Annotated in this window: 15 protein-coding genes; 12 read left to right on the top strand and 3 right to left on the bottom strand. The window is 63.1% G+C overall.

Annotated elements, in window-relative coordinates:
• Nucleotides 1-75 precede the first annotated feature (75 nt).
• From RN01_RS03165 to RN01_RS03155, 3 genes are read left to right on the top strand one after another with little or no spacing between them, the layout of a single operon-like run.
• Nucleotides 76-1,347 carry a paraquat-inducible protein A gene (locus RN01_RS03165; RefSeq protein ID WP_017511273.1) on the top strand — a complete coding sequence of 424 codons (1,272 nt, stop codon included), beginning with the start codon at nt 76-78 and terminating at the stop codon, nt 1,345-1,347.
• On the top strand, nt 1,344-2,969 hold the full coding sequence (locus RN01_RS03160; RefSeq protein WP_017511274.1) for an intermembrane transport protein PqiB: 1,626 nt from the start codon (nt 1,344-1,346) through the stop codon (nt 2,967-2,969). The genes RN01_RS03165 and RN01_RS03160 overlap by 4 nt, the downstream gene beginning before the upstream one ends.
• Nucleotides 2,966-3,568, top strand: a complete 603-nt coding sequence (locus RN01_RS03155; RefSeq protein WP_017511275.1) for a membrane integrity-associated transporter subunit PqiC — start codon at nt 2,966-2,968, stop codon at nt 3,566-3,568. The genes RN01_RS03160 and RN01_RS03155 overlap by 4 nt, the downstream gene beginning before the upstream one ends.
• Before the next feature lie 70 nt (nt 3,569-3,638).
• Here the strand turns inward: RN01_RS03155 and RN01_RS03150 are convergent, their stop codons facing one another.
• The 3 genes from RN01_RS03150 to RN01_RS03140 all read right to left on the bottom strand — a co-directional run bounded on the left by RN01_RS03150 (nt 3,639) and on the right by RN01_RS03140 (nt 7,384).
• Nucleotides 3,639-4,385 carry a hypothetical protein gene (locus RN01_RS03150; RefSeq protein WP_080672913.1) on the bottom strand — a complete coding sequence of 249 codons (747 nt, stop codon included), beginning with the start codon at nt 4,383-4,385 and terminating at the stop codon, nt 3,639-3,641.
• 99 nt (nt 4,386-4,484) lie between these two features.
• A complete protein-coding gene (locus tag RN01_RS03145) occupies nt 4,485-5,888 on the bottom strand; it encodes an alkaline phosphatase (protein ID WP_017511277.1) in 1,404 nt (467 codons plus the stop codon).
• A 35-nt stretch (nt 5,889-5,923) separates the two neighbouring features.
• A complete protein-coding gene (locus RN01_RS03140; RefSeq protein ID WP_024570666.1) occupies nt 5,924-7,384 on the bottom strand; it encodes an alkaline phosphatase in 1,461 nt (486 codons plus the stop codon).
• 232 nt (nt 7,385-7,616) lie between these two features.
• On the opposite strand from RN01_RS03140, the gene RN01_RS33760 reads away from it, so the two are divergent.
• From RN01_RS33760 to RN01_RS03100, 9 genes are all read left to right on the top strand, one after another.
• Nucleotides 7,617-7,772 carry a hypothetical protein gene (locus RN01_RS33760; RefSeq protein ID WP_017511280.1) on the top strand — a complete coding sequence of 52 codons (156 nt, stop codon included), beginning with the start codon at nt 7,617-7,619 and terminating at the stop codon, nt 7,770-7,772.
• Between the two features lie 95 nt (nt 7,773-7,867).
• Nucleotides 7,868-8,161 (top strand): GYD domain-containing protein, encoded by a 294-nt coding sequence (locus RN01_RS03135; protein WP_008644323.1) that lies wholly within the window; start codon nt 7,868-7,870, stop codon nt 8,159-8,161.
• A gap of 177 nt (nt 8,162-8,338) precedes the next feature.
• The gene (locus tag RN01_RS03130; RefSeq protein WP_017511281.1) at nt 8,339-8,788 is read left to right on the top strand and encodes a hypothetical protein; all 450 of its coding nucleotides are present in this window, start codon (nt 8,339-8,341) and stop codon (nt 8,786-8,788) included.
• Nucleotides 8,785-8,928 carry a hypothetical protein gene (locus RN01_RS33755; RefSeq protein WP_017511282.1) on the top strand — a complete coding sequence of 48 codons (144 nt, stop codon included), beginning with the start codon at nt 8,785-8,787 and terminating at the stop codon, nt 8,926-8,928. Before RN01_RS03130 ends, RN01_RS33755 begins: the two co-directional genes overlap by 4 nt.
• Nucleotides 8,929-9,095: 167 nt before the next feature.
• Nucleotides 9,096-9,311, top strand: coding sequence for a hypothetical protein (locus RN01_RS03125; protein WP_008644324.1), 216 nt, complete (start codon nt 9,096-9,098; stop codon nt 9,309-9,311).
• A gap of 465 nt (nt 9,312-9,776) precedes the next feature.
• Nucleotides 9,777-10,931, top strand: coding sequence for a BamA/TamA family outer membrane protein (locus RN01_RS03115; RefSeq protein ID WP_017511284.1), 1,155 nt, complete (start codon nt 9,777-9,779; stop codon nt 10,929-10,931).
• A gap of 760 nt (nt 10,932-11,691) precedes the next feature.
• Nucleotides 11,692-13,119, top strand: a complete 1,428-nt coding sequence (locus tag RN01_RS03110) for an OFA family MFS transporter (protein ID WP_011518571.1) — start codon at nt 11,692-11,694, stop codon at nt 13,117-13,119.
• Between the two features lie 21 nt (nt 13,120-13,140).
• A complete protein-coding gene (locus RN01_RS03105) occupies nt 13,141-13,272 on the top strand; it encodes a hypothetical protein (RefSeq protein WP_017512308.1) in 132 nt (43 codons plus the stop codon).
• A 245-nt stretch (nt 13,273-13,517) separates the two neighbouring features.
• Complete coding sequence (locus tag RN01_RS03100; RefSeq protein ID WP_024570665.1) at nt 13,518-14,816, top strand: TAXI family TRAP transporter solute-binding subunit; 1,299 nt, start codon at nt 13,518-13,520, stop codon at nt 14,814-14,816.
• Nucleotides 14,817-14,878: the final 62 nt, after the last annotated feature.

The following is a 14,878-nucleotide window of genomic DNA, read 5'->3' as shown; positions in this document are numbered from 1 at the left end:
GAAGCCACTCCGGCACCGGCGATGTCAACAGGCAAAGCAGGATCGTCAAGGCCGAACACGTCACGGAGGTGGCGCATGACCCGCACCGATCTGATCGCCTGCCCCGAATGCGACCTGCTCCAGCGCGCATTGCCCGTGCCCATCAAGGGCACGCTGCGATGCTGCCGCTGCGACGCCGAACTTGCCCGCAACCACCCTGACGGCTTGGAGCAGGCGCTGGCCCTCGCGCTCGGCGCGCTGGTGCTGCTGGGCATTTCGAATCTCTATCCGATCGTCGGTCTCTCCGTCAGCGGCACGCTGGTGCAAACGACACTCGCTGGCGCAGTGCGCGTGCTGTTTCACGGCGGCATGTGGCCGCTGGCAATCCTGGTCCTGATCACGACCATCGTGATGCCGGTACTGCAGACGGCAAGCATGTTGTGGGTACTGCTGCCGCTGCGTCTGGGCCGCAAGCCCTGGTTTGCGCCTCAGGTGCTGCGGCTCTGCCATCAGGCCGAGTCCTGGGGAATGACCGAGGTGCTGATCCTTGGCCTGCTGGTGGCCCTGGTCAAGCTCGCGCACATCGCGTCGGTCGTGCCCGGCGTCGCGCTGTGGTCGTTCGGCGCGCTGATGCTCGTGCTGGTCGGGGCCCATACCGCCTTCGACCCGCATTCGCTATGGGTCCGATTCTCGGATGTGCGCACAACCGGCGGCGCACGCCCGCATCTGGAACCGCCAATCGTTTCGGGCCCCATCACGGCGGCGCATTGCGGCCTGCTTTCGTGCCACGATTGCGGACTGCTGACCAGCGCCCACACGCGCGACCATGCGCTGGCCTGCCCGCGATGCGGCGCGACGCTGCATAGTCGCAAACCCGCGAGCCTGACACGCACCTGGGCATTGCTGATTTCCGCCGTCGTGCTGTACATCCCCGCTAACGTGCTGCCCGTCATGTACACGAGCTCGCTGTTCGGCGCGGAGAACGACACAATCCTGAGTGGTGTCGCATACCTGTGGACGTCAGGATCGTGGCTGCTCGCGATCGTGGTGTTCATTGCCAGCATTGCCGTGCCGATGCTCAAGATCCTCGCGCTCGGCTACCTCGCCTTCTCCACGCAATTTCATTCCACCTCTGCGCCGAAGCGCCGCACGAAGATCTATCGCGTGGTGGAGTTCGTCGGCCGCTGGTCGATGCTGGATATCTACGTAATCACCGTGCTCGTCGCACTGGTGCAATTCAAGGCCCTGGCCACGATCCAGGCCGGCCCCGCCGCCATCGCCTTCGGCGCGGTGGTGGTACTGACCATGTTCGCCGCGATGACATTCGATCCGCGGCTGATCTGGGATGAAGCGGAGCATCAACCATGACCAGTCCAGGCCAGGACCCCGATACCCCGGACTTCCCCGAGGCCGTCGCCAAGTCGCCATCGCGCTCGCGCTGGCGCCTGCAGCTCATATGGCTCGTGCCAATCGTTGCCGTGCTGATCGGCGGCTGGCTCGCGGTGAAGGCCGTGATCGAACAGGGACCGACGATCACCGTCAGCTTCAAGACCGGCGAGGGCCTGGAGGCCGGCAAGACCAAGATCAAGTTCAAGGACGTCGACATCGGCTTGGTCAAGTCGGTGGCGCTTTCCCCCGATAGCAAGCGCGTGGTGGTGACCGCCGAGATCGCCAAGGACGCCGGACGCCTGCTTGTCGACAACACACGTTTCTGGGTGGTGCGGCCGCGCATCTCGGGCGGGTCCGTCTCCGGCCTCGGCACACTGCTGTCCGGCTCGTATATCGCCACCGATACCGGCACGGCGACGGCGACGCGCCACGACTTTGTCGGGCTCGAGACGCCGCCCGCATTCACCAGCGACGTGCCGGGCCGCGAGTTCACGCTAAAGAGCGAGGACGTGGGCTCGCTCGATGTCGGCTCCCCGGTCTACTTCCGCCGCCTTCAGGTGGGACAGATCACCGCATTCGACCTCGACTCCGACGGGCGTGGCGTCACGCTCAAGGTGTTCGTGAATGCCCCGTACGACCGGTTCGTGCAGCAGGGCACACGCTTCTGGCACGCCAGCGGCGTTGACGTTTCGCTCGATACGAGCGGCTTGCGCGTGAACACCCAGTCCGTGGTGTCGATCCTGATCGGTGGCATTGGCTTCGAGACCCCGTATGAAGCGCAGGACCAACCTGCTGCAGCGGCAGGATCGACCTTCGCGCTATTCCATGACCGTGTCACCGCACTCAAGCGCCAGGACAGCGTCGTGCATCACTACGTGGTCAATTTCACGGACACGGTGCGCGGCCTGGCCATCGGCGCTCCGATCGAGTTCCGGGGCATCGTGATCGGCGAGGTCACCGGCATCTACACGCGCTACGATCCGGCCACGCGCAAGTTCAGCATCCCGGTGGAAATAAACTTCTACCCGGGACGATTCACGTCGCGTTACCGCACCGGCGCCGCCTTGGGCCCGGTAGCCGAAAATCCCCGCGAGCTTGGCGACTTCCTGGTCTCCCAAGGGCTCCGAATGCAATTGCGGAATGGAAACCTTCTGACCGGGCAGCTTTATATCGCGCTGGATTTCTTCCCCAACGCACCCAAGGCCAAGATCAACTGGAACGAAAGCCCGCCGGAGTTTCCGTCCATCCAAGGCGATCTGCAGTCGCTGCAGCAGTCCCTGACCCGCGTTGTCGCGCAACTGAACAGCGTGCCCTTTGCGCAGATCGGCCAGAACACCAAGGACATGCTCCGCAACGCGACGTCGCTATTGACGCGGCTGGACTCGGAGCTCGTGCCGCAAGCACGAGACACGCTGGCATCGGCACGCTCCACGCTCGACTCCGCCAACACCGCGCTCGGCCCCGACTCGGCGCTGCAGCAGAACACGGCGGACGCCATGAAGGAACTCGCCCGTACGGCCGCCGCGCTCCGCTCGCTTGCCGACTATCTGGAGCAACACCCCGAAGCGCTGATACGCGGCAAAGCGGAGGACAAGCCATGAAACGCATGACAAGGTCGATCGCCAGCGCAAGCGTGGCATCCGTGGCGCTTATCGGGCTGCTGGCCGGCTGTAGCTCGCCGAAATCGCGGTTCTACACGCTAGATCCGGACAACACCGTGGAACGTGCCTCCACCGCGACGCCAATCCGTGTCGTCGTCGGGCCGGTGACAATCCCGGATCTGGTCGACCGGCCTCAGATCGTGACACGTGTCTCGGCCAATGAAGTCAAGGTCAACGAATTCGCACGCTGGGCCGAGCCGCTCAAGTCCGAAATCTCCCAGGTCATCGCTGCCGATCTGAGAACCACGCTGGGGTCCGATCAGGTGACCGTCTTCGATACGGGTTCGAATGCAATGCCGGCCTGGCGTGTCCGCGTGGATATCCTGAGTCTGGATACGGAGCCGGCCGTCGCCGTGTCGATGGATGCGCTGTGGACCATCCAGCCGCCGGGGAAGCAGCCGGCGATTGCAGGGCGCTCGGTGGTGCGCGAGGCCGTTGCCGGCGATGGCTTCGAGGCGATCATCTCGGCGCATAACCGCGCCCTCGCCTCGGTGAGCCGCGATATCGCCACGTCGATTCGCACCCAATCGGGCCGCTGAGCGCCCAGCGCTGTCCGGCGCTATCCGGCGCTGTCCGGCACGTCAGCGGATATCCGAGTCAATCGGCGATTCAATCCAGCAGATCGGAGTAATCGCCCTGCGCGTAGCCGCGTGTGCGAGACCAGGGCGCGCTCGCCGGCGTCGCGACCGACGTAACACGCGTGATCTTCTTCTGTGTGCCGCTCGTGTTGAGCGACTGCACCAGGCGCGGATACTGCCCGGCCACATCCCATTGCACCGTCACGCGCTCGTCGCCGCGACGGGCCGTGTATTCCTGCACGCCATCGCGTACGGGCCCGTTGGCCTTCATCGTCTTGAGCAGGGCGGGGTCGAGCAGATGGCTCGCCGCGGCCCAGGAACCATCGAAGCCGACATTGCCGTAGTCACCCTGGCGCACCTCGAAGGTCTTGCGCATCTGGTCGCTGACGAGCCGAACATTGAGTTCGCCGTTGGGCTTGCGTTCGATCCAGCGCGCCGCCGTGGAAACATCCATGTGCTTGTGGCCCTTGTCACCCGCGGCATGTTCTGCCTCGTCGTGCGCATGGCGCACGCTCGCCGGCACTTCGCGCTCGATCCAGACCGAGTCACCGTTGCGATAGACACGCTCGCCGAACGACACATCGCGCTTCACGCCATCCTTGCCGAGTGCCGACAGCTCGTGCTGCACGCGCAGCGCGAGCGGCTTGCCCGAATCCGTGGCCGTGACCGTGGCCGTGGCCGCTAGGGCCGTCGACGAGGCGCCTATGCCGAGAGCCAGCAGAACGAACTGGCCGATTGCCTGCTTCACGCCGGCTTGTTTCATGCTGGCTTGCTTCATGTTGATCATTGCCGTGCTGAAAGTGGAAAGCGCACGCCGGCGAACCGGCGTGCGTCATGGCACGGGCACGTGAAGTGCCCGTGTCGGGTACGACGAGGATCAGAGACCCAGGGCCGACTTGACCACACCGAACACCTTGGTGTTGTCGAGAGTGCCCTTCAACGGCGCGCTGCCGGGGCCAGTGGAGAACAGCATCACATCGCCGCCACCGTGCGTTTCGGCACCCGGGGAACCCAGGTTCACGCCAACTTCCTGCAGATAGTCATTGGCGGTGGTGTCCACCAGCGAAGGGTTGTCGCGGGTAGCCTTGCGCGGGGTGCCACCGTTGCCGAACACCAGCGTGGTGTAGGGCAGACCATCGGCCGCCAGGGCCGTCTTCTTGGTCTTGTAGTCGGTGGCCGTGGCCAGGATCGGGTTGCCGCGGTGCGAGTAGCCGTTGATCGTCATCGTATGATCGTGGTCGGCGGTGACCACGATGATCGTGTTTGACAGATCGACCATCGACAGCGCGCGCTTGATGGCGTCGTCGAAGGCGATGGTGTCTTCCAGCGCGCGCTTGGCATTGGTGCCGTGCAGCGCGTGGTCGATACGGCCACCCTCGACCATCAGGAAGTAGCCATTGCCGTTCTTCGACAGCAGCTCGATCGCCTTGGCGGTCATGTCCGCCAGGCTCGGCTGGGTAGCGCCTTCGCCCTTGCCCGCCACGCGGTCAATCTCGTACTCGAGATGGCTCGTCGTGCTGAACAGACCAATCAGCTTGTTGCCGCTTGCCTGCAACATCTGGTCGCGCGTGGCGGCCACGGCGTAGCCCTTGGCGGCGAACTCCGTCAGCAGATTGCGGCCATCGGCACGGCCCTTCTTGTTGGTCGTGGCGTCAAACGGCGTCCAGTGGTTGCGTCCGCCGCCCATCAGCACGTCGACGCCGTCACCCAGCGCCGTGTTGAAACCCGCGCCGCCCGGCACCGCTTGCGCGGCGATGTTGTACTGCGCATCGCGATGGCAGATGTGCGAGTACGTGGCGGCCGGCGTGGCGTGCGTCAGCTCGGTCGTGGTGATAGCGCCCGTTGCCTTGCCGCGCGCCTTGGCCAGTTCCAGCAGCGTCGGCACCGAGGTACCGTTGGTCGGCAGGCAGTTGTTGATGGTCTTGTTGCCGTTGACGTCTGTGCCCGGCGCGGTCGCCTTCGTGTCCGGGGACATCGAGATGACCTCGTTGTTCATCTTCACGCCGGTCATGTAGGCAGCCATCGACGGTGCGCTGTCGGTGGTTTGCGCGTCGTTGGAGAACGTCTTGATGCGCGCGGTGCGCTTCAGCGATTCCATCGTCAGCTTGCCCGACTCGCCGTACTTGTAGATACGCGATGCGGTAACGGTGGCGGGGCCCATGCCGTCGCCCAGGAAGAAGATGACGTTCTTGGCCTCGCCGGCGGCGTGCGCCGCGGGCATCGTCAGGCAAGCGCTGGCCGCCGCGGCCGCCAGCATTCCGATACGGGTAGTGATTTTCATGTCGATATTCCGTTGTGCGGTGATGGCGGGTTGGCTCAGAGTCCGATTGCCTTCTTGATCAGGCCGAACACCTCGATGTTGTCCATCACACCGGTGAAGCTGGTAGCGCCGTTGCCCATGGCGCCGATGAACACATCGGTGCCACCGTGGGTTTCACCACCCGCAGGCATCGGAATCACAGCTTCCTGGTGGTAGGTCTTGTCGAAGACCTGCACATCGGTCAGCGCGGTACGCGTGGCCGGACGGTTCTCGCCATTGCCGAAGCCGATGATCGAGAACGGGTTGCCGGTCGAATCGAGCTTGGCAGAGCCAGTCACGTAGTCCTTGACCAGACCCAGCACGCCGGGGTTGGCATCGCTGGTCTTGCCCGTGCGCTTGGCGTAGCCGTTCAGGACCAGGGTGTGGTCATGGTCGGCGGTGACGACGATCAGCGTGTTCTTCAGGCCCGGGTCGATCACGTTGAGCTTGTCGATGGCGGCCTTGATCGCGTCGTCGAACGCGGCGGTGTCCTGCAGCGCCTTGCGGGCGGTGGTTTCGTGCAGCGCGTGGTCGATACGGCCGCCTTCCACCATCAGGAAGAAGCCCTTCTTCTTGGCAGCCAGCACGTCGATGGCCTTGCCGGTCATCTCTGCCAGGCTCGGCTCCTTCGCCGGATCGCGATCGAGGTCGTAATCCATATGGCTCGCGTTGAACAGACCCACCACCTTGGCGGAGCTGGCCGTGATCTTGTCGAAGTCCGACTTGCTGGCAGCGTAGCTATAGCCGGCCGTCTTGAACTCGCCGACCAGATCGCGGCCGTCGGTACGCTTGCCGCCTGCGGCCGTAGCCAGGAAGTGCTGGCGTCCGCCGCCGAAGATCACGTCGACGCCATCGGTCAGCGCGCCGTTGAAGCCGGCGCCCTTCGGTACCAGTTGCGCAGCGATGGCGTTCTCGCCGTCGCGGTGGCAGATGTGGGCGTAGGTGGCCGCTGGCGTGGCGTGCGTGATGCGCGTGGTGGTGACCACGCCCGTGCCGTAGCCGGCAGCCTTCATCTGCTCGAGCAGCGTCGGCACGCTCTTGCCGTTGCCCGTCGCCGGGCAGGTGCTGTCAGCGCCCGACACGTAGGCCTTGCCATTGGCGTCCACGGCGCTCGTTTCCGGAGTCATCGAGATGACTTCGTTGTTCATTTTCACGCCGGTCATGTAGGCGGCCATCGACGGGGCGCTGTCCGTGACCTGGGCGTCGTTCGAATACGTACGGACGAAGCCGCTTTCCGGCATCGTGTCGATCGTCAGATCGCCTTCCTCACCCACCTTGTAGATACGCGCGGCGGTCAGCGTCGTCATGCCCATGCCGTCGCCGAGGAAAAACACGACGTTCTTGGTCGGCGTGGCGCCGCCTTGTGGCTGCTCGACCGGCGGCGTCGTGCCGGCGTTGTTGCCATTGTTGTCATCGCCGCCGCAGGCCGCGAGGGCGACCGACATGGCGGCTGCCGCGAGTACGGAAATCCTTCTCATTATGGTGTCCTCCCTGTTTGAGACGGACTGGAGGATGCATGAGAAATGTGGCAGGAAGATTACTACTTGATTCTTATGAAAGACATTCTTGGCTGACCCAGAATGGCAGCCATGTTGCAGCGCATCCGTTACATGGCGATGGCAACAGGCCGGGTTGCTGCGCGGAAGGCGCTTCATTTCTGCAACACCTCGCGCCACACCACGGGATCGCGTTCCCCGAAATGGCCACGGGATGACCACGAACCGCATCCGGTCGCCGGTGGTTCGCAATTTGCGTGCTTTTGGCATTGCTCAGGCTGTTTCGCCGATTCTTCCAGGCGAGCGTCGTCACCGCCATCGTCTTGGGGTGAACGACGAAGCGCCGCGCGAGTTCGCGCCGAATCCCTGAACCACCGTCCACACGCTCTCCCGGCCGGATAGGGTTCACGCCCACACCCGGCACGGCGCCGACGGCGCCCATCCACTTGTTGCCGGAGACTCACCATGACCCGCTACATCGTGCTGGCAAGCTTCACCGATCAGGGCATCCGCACTGTCAAGGAAACGACCAAACGCGCCGCCGCCGTGCGTGAATTGGGCGCGCAACTTGGCGTGCAAGTGAAGGATGTGTTCTGGACACTGGGCAAATACGACGTCGTGCTGACGCTGGAGGCGCAGGATGACACCGTGGTGACGGCGTTCGGGCTGAGCGTCGGCGCGCTTGGCAACGTTCACACCCAGACGCTTCGGGCATTCGATGCCACCGAGATGCAGGCCATCCTCGGCAAGATGCGCTGAGCCGCGCAGTGCTCCGAGGCGGTGTTTGCCACGGTCATCGTTGGCGAACACCGCCGCCGATGCATCGCGACAACAAATGTAATGCGCTTGGCGAAATTGGAAACACAAGTTTACTCGCCGTAGCGCGCATGCCTTCTTAGACTCTCTGAAACCAATCAGAGGACAAGGAGGTTCAAGGTGGGATGGTTTCTCGTCACCGTCGCCCTGCCCGTGCTGGCGCCGATGATCTCGCTGATCTGCATGAAGGCCTTCCCGCTTGCCATCCCCTCCGCCCAACTGGCCTTAGTTAGTGTTGTCAGGAACGGGCAGCTCTGCTGGGCGGCGATCGGCTTCTGCACCTCCGCACTGTATGAGCTGGCAGAACCCTGTCCACCAAGTGCGAGGGTGGATGCCGGTTTCCAGGGGTACCTGAACGGCGGCATGACGCTCCTGCTTGTGCTGGCAAGCCTGTTCGCCGCGTGTGGCGCAGTTCTACCCCATACGGACGGATATGCATCGGGAATGCCCCGGCGCGGGCATAACAGGGTCCTGCTGGCCTCGCTCGGCATTACCTCACTGTCTGCAATTGGCTTTGCATTGATTCATCTCGGCGCGCTTGCGTCGTCTGACTTCTGGAGTTTGATATGAACAACTGGCTGAAAGAACGATTCTCAGACCCCAATCGGGCGATGGACACGCTCTGCACGGTGGCGTTTTCGCTCTGCGGACTGCTATTCGTGTACTTCATGGTCCTTGTGGTCGTCGCACAAATCATGTTCCGGTCGTAGGTACCAGATGTAGCGGCAGTACGTGGGCTGGCCCGCTGCGCAATAGTTGGCCTTATCGCCAACTATTGGCCCAGCCTATCGCCCGAATAACGATCCGGTCTTGGACGCTATGACGGAAGGAGCGGATCATTCTGGGCATAGTTTTTCCCACCCGTCGGAGTTTTCTGATGAAGTCCGCCCTGCTCGCCCTGTGTGGCGCAGCCTCCCTCCTTGCCTCGCTGTCAGCCGTTGCCGGCCCCGACTTTGCCGTGATCGAGCGCGGTCGTGCCGAGGCCCGGCAGCGACAGCAAGTCACCCGCCCGGCCTGCGACACGGCCGCGGCCAGCACGCCGAAGGTTTCGGCCACTCCGGCCACCGCTACCACTCCTGCGCAGTCGAGCTGACCTACAGCGATCAGCCCTAGTCCATCGCCCATCTGCGGCGATGCAAGCGCCAATCCGCTTCGTGACTCAGGCTGTGGCCTGAACGCATGGTCGCCGCGCCGTCGGGTGCGGATTGGGATCTGGATTTCCTCATGTCGCCTATCGAAAACATTCACTTCGATCCAGGGCGGCATTCGGTAAAGATCGTGCATCTTGACCGGGCCAAGGGAATGCGCACGCGATGGGAGTACGCGGCGGACGAATCGGCTGCCTGCCGCTTGCCGCCCACGCTTGGACCGCGGGCGGCGGCGGCGGCCAGACTACCCGCCTGAACTACCAGATGGCCGAGCAGGTCACTGGGCCCTGGAGCGGATCCGTCGGCGCGAGTTGGACAATCAACCGCAGTGTCGGCTTACTGCTGGAGATCGGTTACGGGTATAACCGCAACTACGTGATTGCTACTGGCCTCCTCCGGTTCTGACAACCATGCGCACGACCCTGGTTATCCCGCTCGCTCTTGCCCTGGCCGCCGCGAACGCCGCCGCGCAGTCGAGCGAGCCGGCGCAGGACCCGGAACACGTAGGCTGGATAGACAAGATCCTTAACAAGCTCGGCGCCTCGAAGCAGGTAGACCTGAGCCACGGCATCGACTGGGGCGTGCTGCCGGGTCCTTTCTATAACCCGGAAATGGGTTTCGGCATCGGCGCGGCGGCCATTGGCCTCTACAAACCGAAGAACGCCGAGGAAGATACGCAGCTCTCCACCGTCAACATCCATGGCTTCGCCACCACCACGGGGGCCCTGGGTATCGGCGTGGACAACAACACGTTCTTCGCCGATGACAGCTACCGCTTCGTGTTTTCCGGCGCGCTGATCAATATCCCCACGTCGTACTGGGGCATCGGATACGACAACGCGGTCAACGACGCCAACAAGGAGGGCTATACGCGTCGCGGCGTCGTGTTCAAGCCCCGGGTCATGATGCGCGTGCAGCCCAACACCTATATTGGCGGCGGCATCGATGTCGAGTACGACGACGCGACGCAACTGGATCGCGGCGCGAACAGCGCGCTGGCCACTGACCCGCACGGCACTCGCGTGCTCAGCAGCGGCCTGACGGCCCATTTTTCGTATGACACGCGAGATTTCCTGCCCAATCCATACAAGGGGCAGGCGCTGCTTCTGAATGGCACCATCTTCCGGCGCGCGCTGGGCAGCGACACCGATTTCGAGTCGCTGGAATTCACTTACGACCGCTACTTCCGTATGCGCGAGCGGGACGTGCTGGCATTCGACATCTACGGCAAGTTCAACTGGGGCGATGTGCCGTGGAGCATGATGTCGATTCTCGGCGACAACAAGCACATGCGCGGCTACTTCATGGGCCAGTATCGGGACAAGGCGATGCTGACCGCCCAGGTGGAATACCGCTGGCACATCGTGGGCCGGCAGGGCATGGTGTTCTGGCTCGCCACTGGCGCCATCGCCGGCAACCCCGGCGGGCTGACGTCAGCCCACTGGCTGCCGAATGGCGGCGTGGGCTACCGCTTCGAGTTCAAGCCGCGGGTCAATGTCCGATTCGATGTCGGCGTCGGCCGCCAGACCAAGGGCGCCTATTTCCAGATCAACGAAGCCTTCTGACGTTTGACTGACCTTCTCGGGCGAAAAAAAATGCCGCGACCATTGGCCGGCCGCGGCGTGTCAATTCGCCGGTCCGTGCGACACCCACTTGTCGCCCGTTTGCACCCATTGCTGGTGACCGGCTTGTCCTTCCATGGCAGAGGAAAACCGCCACGGCACAGATCGTAGGCGTCGCGCATGACGCATTCGTGACAATTTGTCCTATCAATATGGCATATGCGGCCCCATGTGCCGTCCATACATTATTCAACGCTGTCGCAAAAATCACACGGTAAATATCGCGTCGCGCCGTCGATTTTCATGCATCACATCGAAAGCGCCGTTGGTACGGGAATATGTCCTCGAAAACCTATTGAAGTCAGCGATCGACACAGCTAAGGTTCAGCGCACATAACATTTTCCACGGTAGTCATTGTTGGTCAGAACAATGACTGCTCGCCCCCGACGGAAAAATAATGAGCCATTTCATCCCGGGACGCCTCGCGTCTCTCGCCACGCCGACTGCCGGATCCGCCGGCACTCGCTCGCGCCAGTTGCCGCGGCGCCATTACCCGCAGCCCAATCTCATTTCCGATTTGTAGTGTGGTAGCAAGCGTCGACCAGTCCGGGCCATAACCATGTCCAAAGCCCGGTGCGTCGACACATCTGGGGGTAATCCGACCGCGGCGTGACGGGTCAACCGGCTGGGCCACCCAGACCCGCCTGCGCGCCATGCTGCAAGCGGAACGGTTGCCCAGGACCCTCGTCTGGAGAACGCTCGATGAGCAGTGTGATGAATGAAGGCAGCAGCCCGGCCTATGGCCCGGCCCCGTTCTTTTCCAAGGAAGCGACCTACGCCAAGCCGGGATTTTCCCGCTGGATGGTCCCGCCCGCCGCGCTGGCGGTTCACCTTTGCATCGGCCAGGCCTATGCATTCTCGGTATTCAACGTACCGCTATCGAGGGTAATCGGCATTACCGAGTCAGCGCCCGATGACTGGAAACTGACCACGCTTGGCTGGATTTTCTCGCTGGCGATCTTCTTCCTTGGCATTTCCGCTGCATTCGCCGGCAAATGGCTCGAGCGCGTGGGTCCGCGCCTGACGATGTTCACCGCCGCCTGCTGCTTTGGCAGCGGGTTCCTGGTCTCCGCGCTGGGTATCTACACGCACCAGATCGCCCTGCTCTATCTCGGATACGGCGTGCTGGGCGGCATCGGACTGGGCCTGGGCTATGTATCGCCCGTGTCCACGCTGATTCGCTGGTTCCCGGACCGTCGCGGCATGGCCACCGGCATGGCGATCATGGGCTTCGGCGGCGGCGCGATGATCGCCGCGCCGTTGTCCGTGGCGCTGATGAACACCTTCAAGAGCGCTACGTCTGTGGGTGTGGCCCAGACTTTCGTGGTCATGGGCATCGGCTACTTCGTGTCGATGCTGATCGGCTCTCTGGCCATCCGCGTGCCCGCCCCGGGCTGGAAGCCGGCTGGCTGGACCCCGCCCACCACCGCCAGCAAGATGATCACGCGTAACCACGTGCACATCGACCAGGCCCTGAAGACGTCCCAGTTCTACCTGCTGTGGCTGGTGCTGTTCCTGAACGTGACGGCCGGCATCGGCGTGCTGGGCCAGGCGTCGCTGATGATTCAGGAGAGCTTCAAAGGCAGCGTGACCGCCGCCGCAGCAGCCGGCTTCGTGGGCCTGCTGTCGCTGTTCAATATGGGCGGCCGCTTTTTCTGGGCTTCGTCCTCTGACTGGATCGGCCGCAAGAACACCTACTTCGTATTCTTCGCGCTGGGCGCTGTCCTGTACTGGCTGGTGCCACAGCTTGGCGCAAGCGGCAACATCGCGCTGTTCGTGCTGGCCTACTGCGTGATCATGTCGATGTACGGCGGCGGCTTCGCCACGATCCCGGCTTACCTGGCCGACATGTTCGGCACCGCCTTCGTGGGCGGCATCCACGGTCGCCTGCTGACAGCCTGGGCCGCCGCGGGTATTGCCGGCCCGGTGCTCGTGAACTACATCCGCGAGTACCAGGTCGCGCACGGCGTGACTGGCGCCGACGCATACACGATGACACTGCACATCATGGCGGCCCTGCTCGTGGTCGGCTTCATCTGCAATCTGCTGGTGGCGCGCGTCAGCGACAGGCACCACATGAGCGAAGCCGATGTATCCAGCCTTGCCGGCAATGCCAGCGCCGCCCACTGACCGCCCGACGGAGAGATGCACATGGACAACTCACGAGTGAAAGCCCAACCCACCAGCAAAGGCCTGCTGGCCATCTTCTGGCTGTATGTGCTGATCCCGCTGGTCTGGGGCGTATCCAACACGATCACCCAGGCAATGAAGCTCTTCCACTGAGCGGCATCGCACGAAGAGAAGGCCGCATTCATGCGGCCTTTTTTCTTGCCCCCTGATCGAGCTGCCGAGTGAGGTCGTTTGAGCCGCGATACAACAATCTGGTATCGTAGAAAATCCAAAAATTACAAAACTCGCCATGTCATCAGCGATACTCGGCGTTGCTGCAGCGGGAGTGCTTTCTTTCTGTTATCGGGTGACCAATGTCTAGGCGCGATCCGGCGCTTCGCCGCAGCCAGAATCCGCCCATGTCGGCGGGCCGCCGTCGACTCCTTATTGCTGGGGGCATCCTGCTGCTGGTCGCACTGGGCTGGTCACTGGTAGCTGTCATCCGGCCCGCCATCCAGCATACGATCATCATCACCACCGGCGCGGACAAGGGCATCTATCAAGGTTTCGCGGATCGATACGCGGCCATCCTGAAACGCGACGGCATCAACCTCGAGATCCGCAGTTCTTCCGGTTCGATCGAGAACTACGAACGGCTGAAGAATCCGGATAGTGCGTACGAGGTGGGGTTCATCCAGTCGGGCACGGTCAGCCCGAGCGATACCGACGGGCTGCAGACCATTGCCGCCGTCGCCTATGAACCGATCTGGGTGTTCTATCGCGGCGCCGCCAGGATGGATCGACTGTCCCAACTGCAAGGGAAGAAAGTCTCCATTGGCGTTCCGGGCAGCGGGCTACTCGAAGTCTCCCGGATCCTGCTCGCGCATAGCGGCATTACCGCTGCCAATACCACGCTGCTGCAAATGGACGCCAATGCGGCCTACCAGGGCCTCAAGGATGGGCAGGTGGACGCCGCGTTCTTCATCGGCAGGCCGGATGCGGAGATGCAGCAGACGCTATTGAACAGCGACCTGAAACTGATGAGCTTCGCCCAGGCTGATGCGCTGGTGCAGAAATTCCCGTCGCTCTCCAAGATCGTCTTCCCGCGTGCCTCGACCAGCATCGTCAACGATCTTCCGCAGGCCGACGTCACGCTGCTGGCCGCCAAGGCCCTGCTCGTATCCAAGGACACCATGCACCCCGCATTGGTGTACCTGCTGCTGGAAGCCGCCAAGACCGTCCACGGCGGCGAAGACTACTTCACGCCGCTCGGCACGTTTCCCAACCTGAACACCAACGAGTTTCCCGTTTCGGAGGAAAGCACGCGCTTCTTCAAGTCGGGGCGTCCTTTCCTGCAGCGATACCTGCCCTTCTGGCTGGCCAGCTTTGTCGAAAGACGGCTGCTGATCCTGCTCCCCTTCATGGCCCTGCTATTGGGCCTGTTGCAGGCCCTGCCGCGTTTCGCGGAGTCGCGGATCAAAGGCCGGCTCGTGGTCTGGTATCGGGAGATCAAGGCGCTGGAAGATGAAATCTGGAGAAGCGAGCGGCCGACGCGGCACCAGATTGCGCAGTGGCGCGAGGAAATCGAGCAGATCGATGCGCACGCCAGTCAGATACGGATGCCGCAGCGCTATTTTCAGGATGTCTACGCCCTCAAGCAGGCTATCGCCGTGGTGCGAAACCGGATTCTGCACGTGGCCGGGACGGTGAAGGAATAGCCAGCAAACAAGGGCTGGCCACGTCACCCGCCGGTGGCTCGCCTGGCCCCGGCGCAGTTCCC

The organism is Cupriavidus sp. SHE (assembly GCF_000812445.1).
Lineage (GTDB): Bacteria > Pseudomonadota > Gammaproteobacteria > Burkholderiales > Burkholderiaceae > Cupriavidus > Cupriavidus metallidurans.
The sequence above is the reverse complement of the archived record's forward strand: the minus strand, read 5'-3'. Positions and strand labels throughout refer to the sequence as shown.

Excerpts from the sequence above, each read along its gene's own strand:
- RN01_RS03165 (WP_017511273.1), top strand. The coding sequence starts at position 76 with ATGACCCGCACCGATCTGATCGCCTGCCCCGAATGCGACCTGCTCCAG.
- RN01_RS03160 (WP_017511274.1), top strand. The coding sequence starts at position 1,344 with ATGACCAGTCCAGGCCAGGACCCCGATACCCCGGACTTCCCCGAGGCC.
- RN01_RS03155 (WP_017511275.1), top strand. The coding sequence starts at position 2,966 with ATGAAACGCATGACAAGGTCGATCGCCAGCGCAAGCGTGGCATCCGTG.
- RN01_RS03150 (WP_080672913.1), bottom strand. The coding sequence starts at position 4,385 with ATGAAGCAAGCCAGCATGAAACAAGCCGGCGTGAAGCAGGCAATCGGC.
- RN01_RS03145 (WP_017511277.1), bottom strand. The coding sequence starts at position 5,888 with ATGAAAATCACTACCCGTATCGGAATGCTGGCGGCCGCGGCGGCCAGC.
- RN01_RS03140 (WP_024570666.1), bottom strand. The coding sequence starts at position 7,384 with ATGAGAAGGATTTCCGTACTCGCGGCAGCCGCCATGTCGGTCGCCCTC.
- RN01_RS33760 (WP_017511280.1), top strand. The coding sequence starts at position 7,617 with ATGACCACGAACCGCATCCGGTCGCCGGTGGTTCGCAATTTGCGTGCT.
- RN01_RS03135 (WP_008644323.1), top strand. The coding sequence starts at position 7,868 with ATGACCCGCTACATCGTGCTGGCAAGCTTCACCGATCAGGGCATCCGC.
- RN01_RS33755 (WP_017511282.1), top strand. The coding sequence starts at position 8,785 with ATGAACAACTGGCTGAAAGAACGATTCTCAGACCCCAATCGGGCGATG.
- RN01_RS03125 (WP_008644324.1), top strand. The coding sequence starts at position 9,096 with ATGAAGTCCGCCCTGCTCGCCCTGTGTGGCGCAGCCTCCCTCCTTGCC.
- RN01_RS03115 (WP_017511284.1), top strand. The coding sequence starts at position 9,777 with ATGCGCACGACCCTGGTTATCCCGCTCGCTCTTGCCCTGGCCGCCGCG.
- RN01_RS03110 (WP_011518571.1), top strand. The coding sequence starts at position 11,692 with ATGAGCAGTGTGATGAATGAAGGCAGCAGCCCGGCCTATGGCCCGGCC.
- RN01_RS03105 (WP_017512308.1), top strand. The coding sequence starts at position 13,141 with ATGGACAACTCACGAGTGAAAGCCCAACCCACCAGCAAAGGCCTGCTG.
- RN01_RS03100 (WP_024570665.1), top strand. The coding sequence starts at position 13,518 with ATGTCGGCGGGCCGCCGTCGACTCCTTATTGCTGGGGGCATCCTGCTG.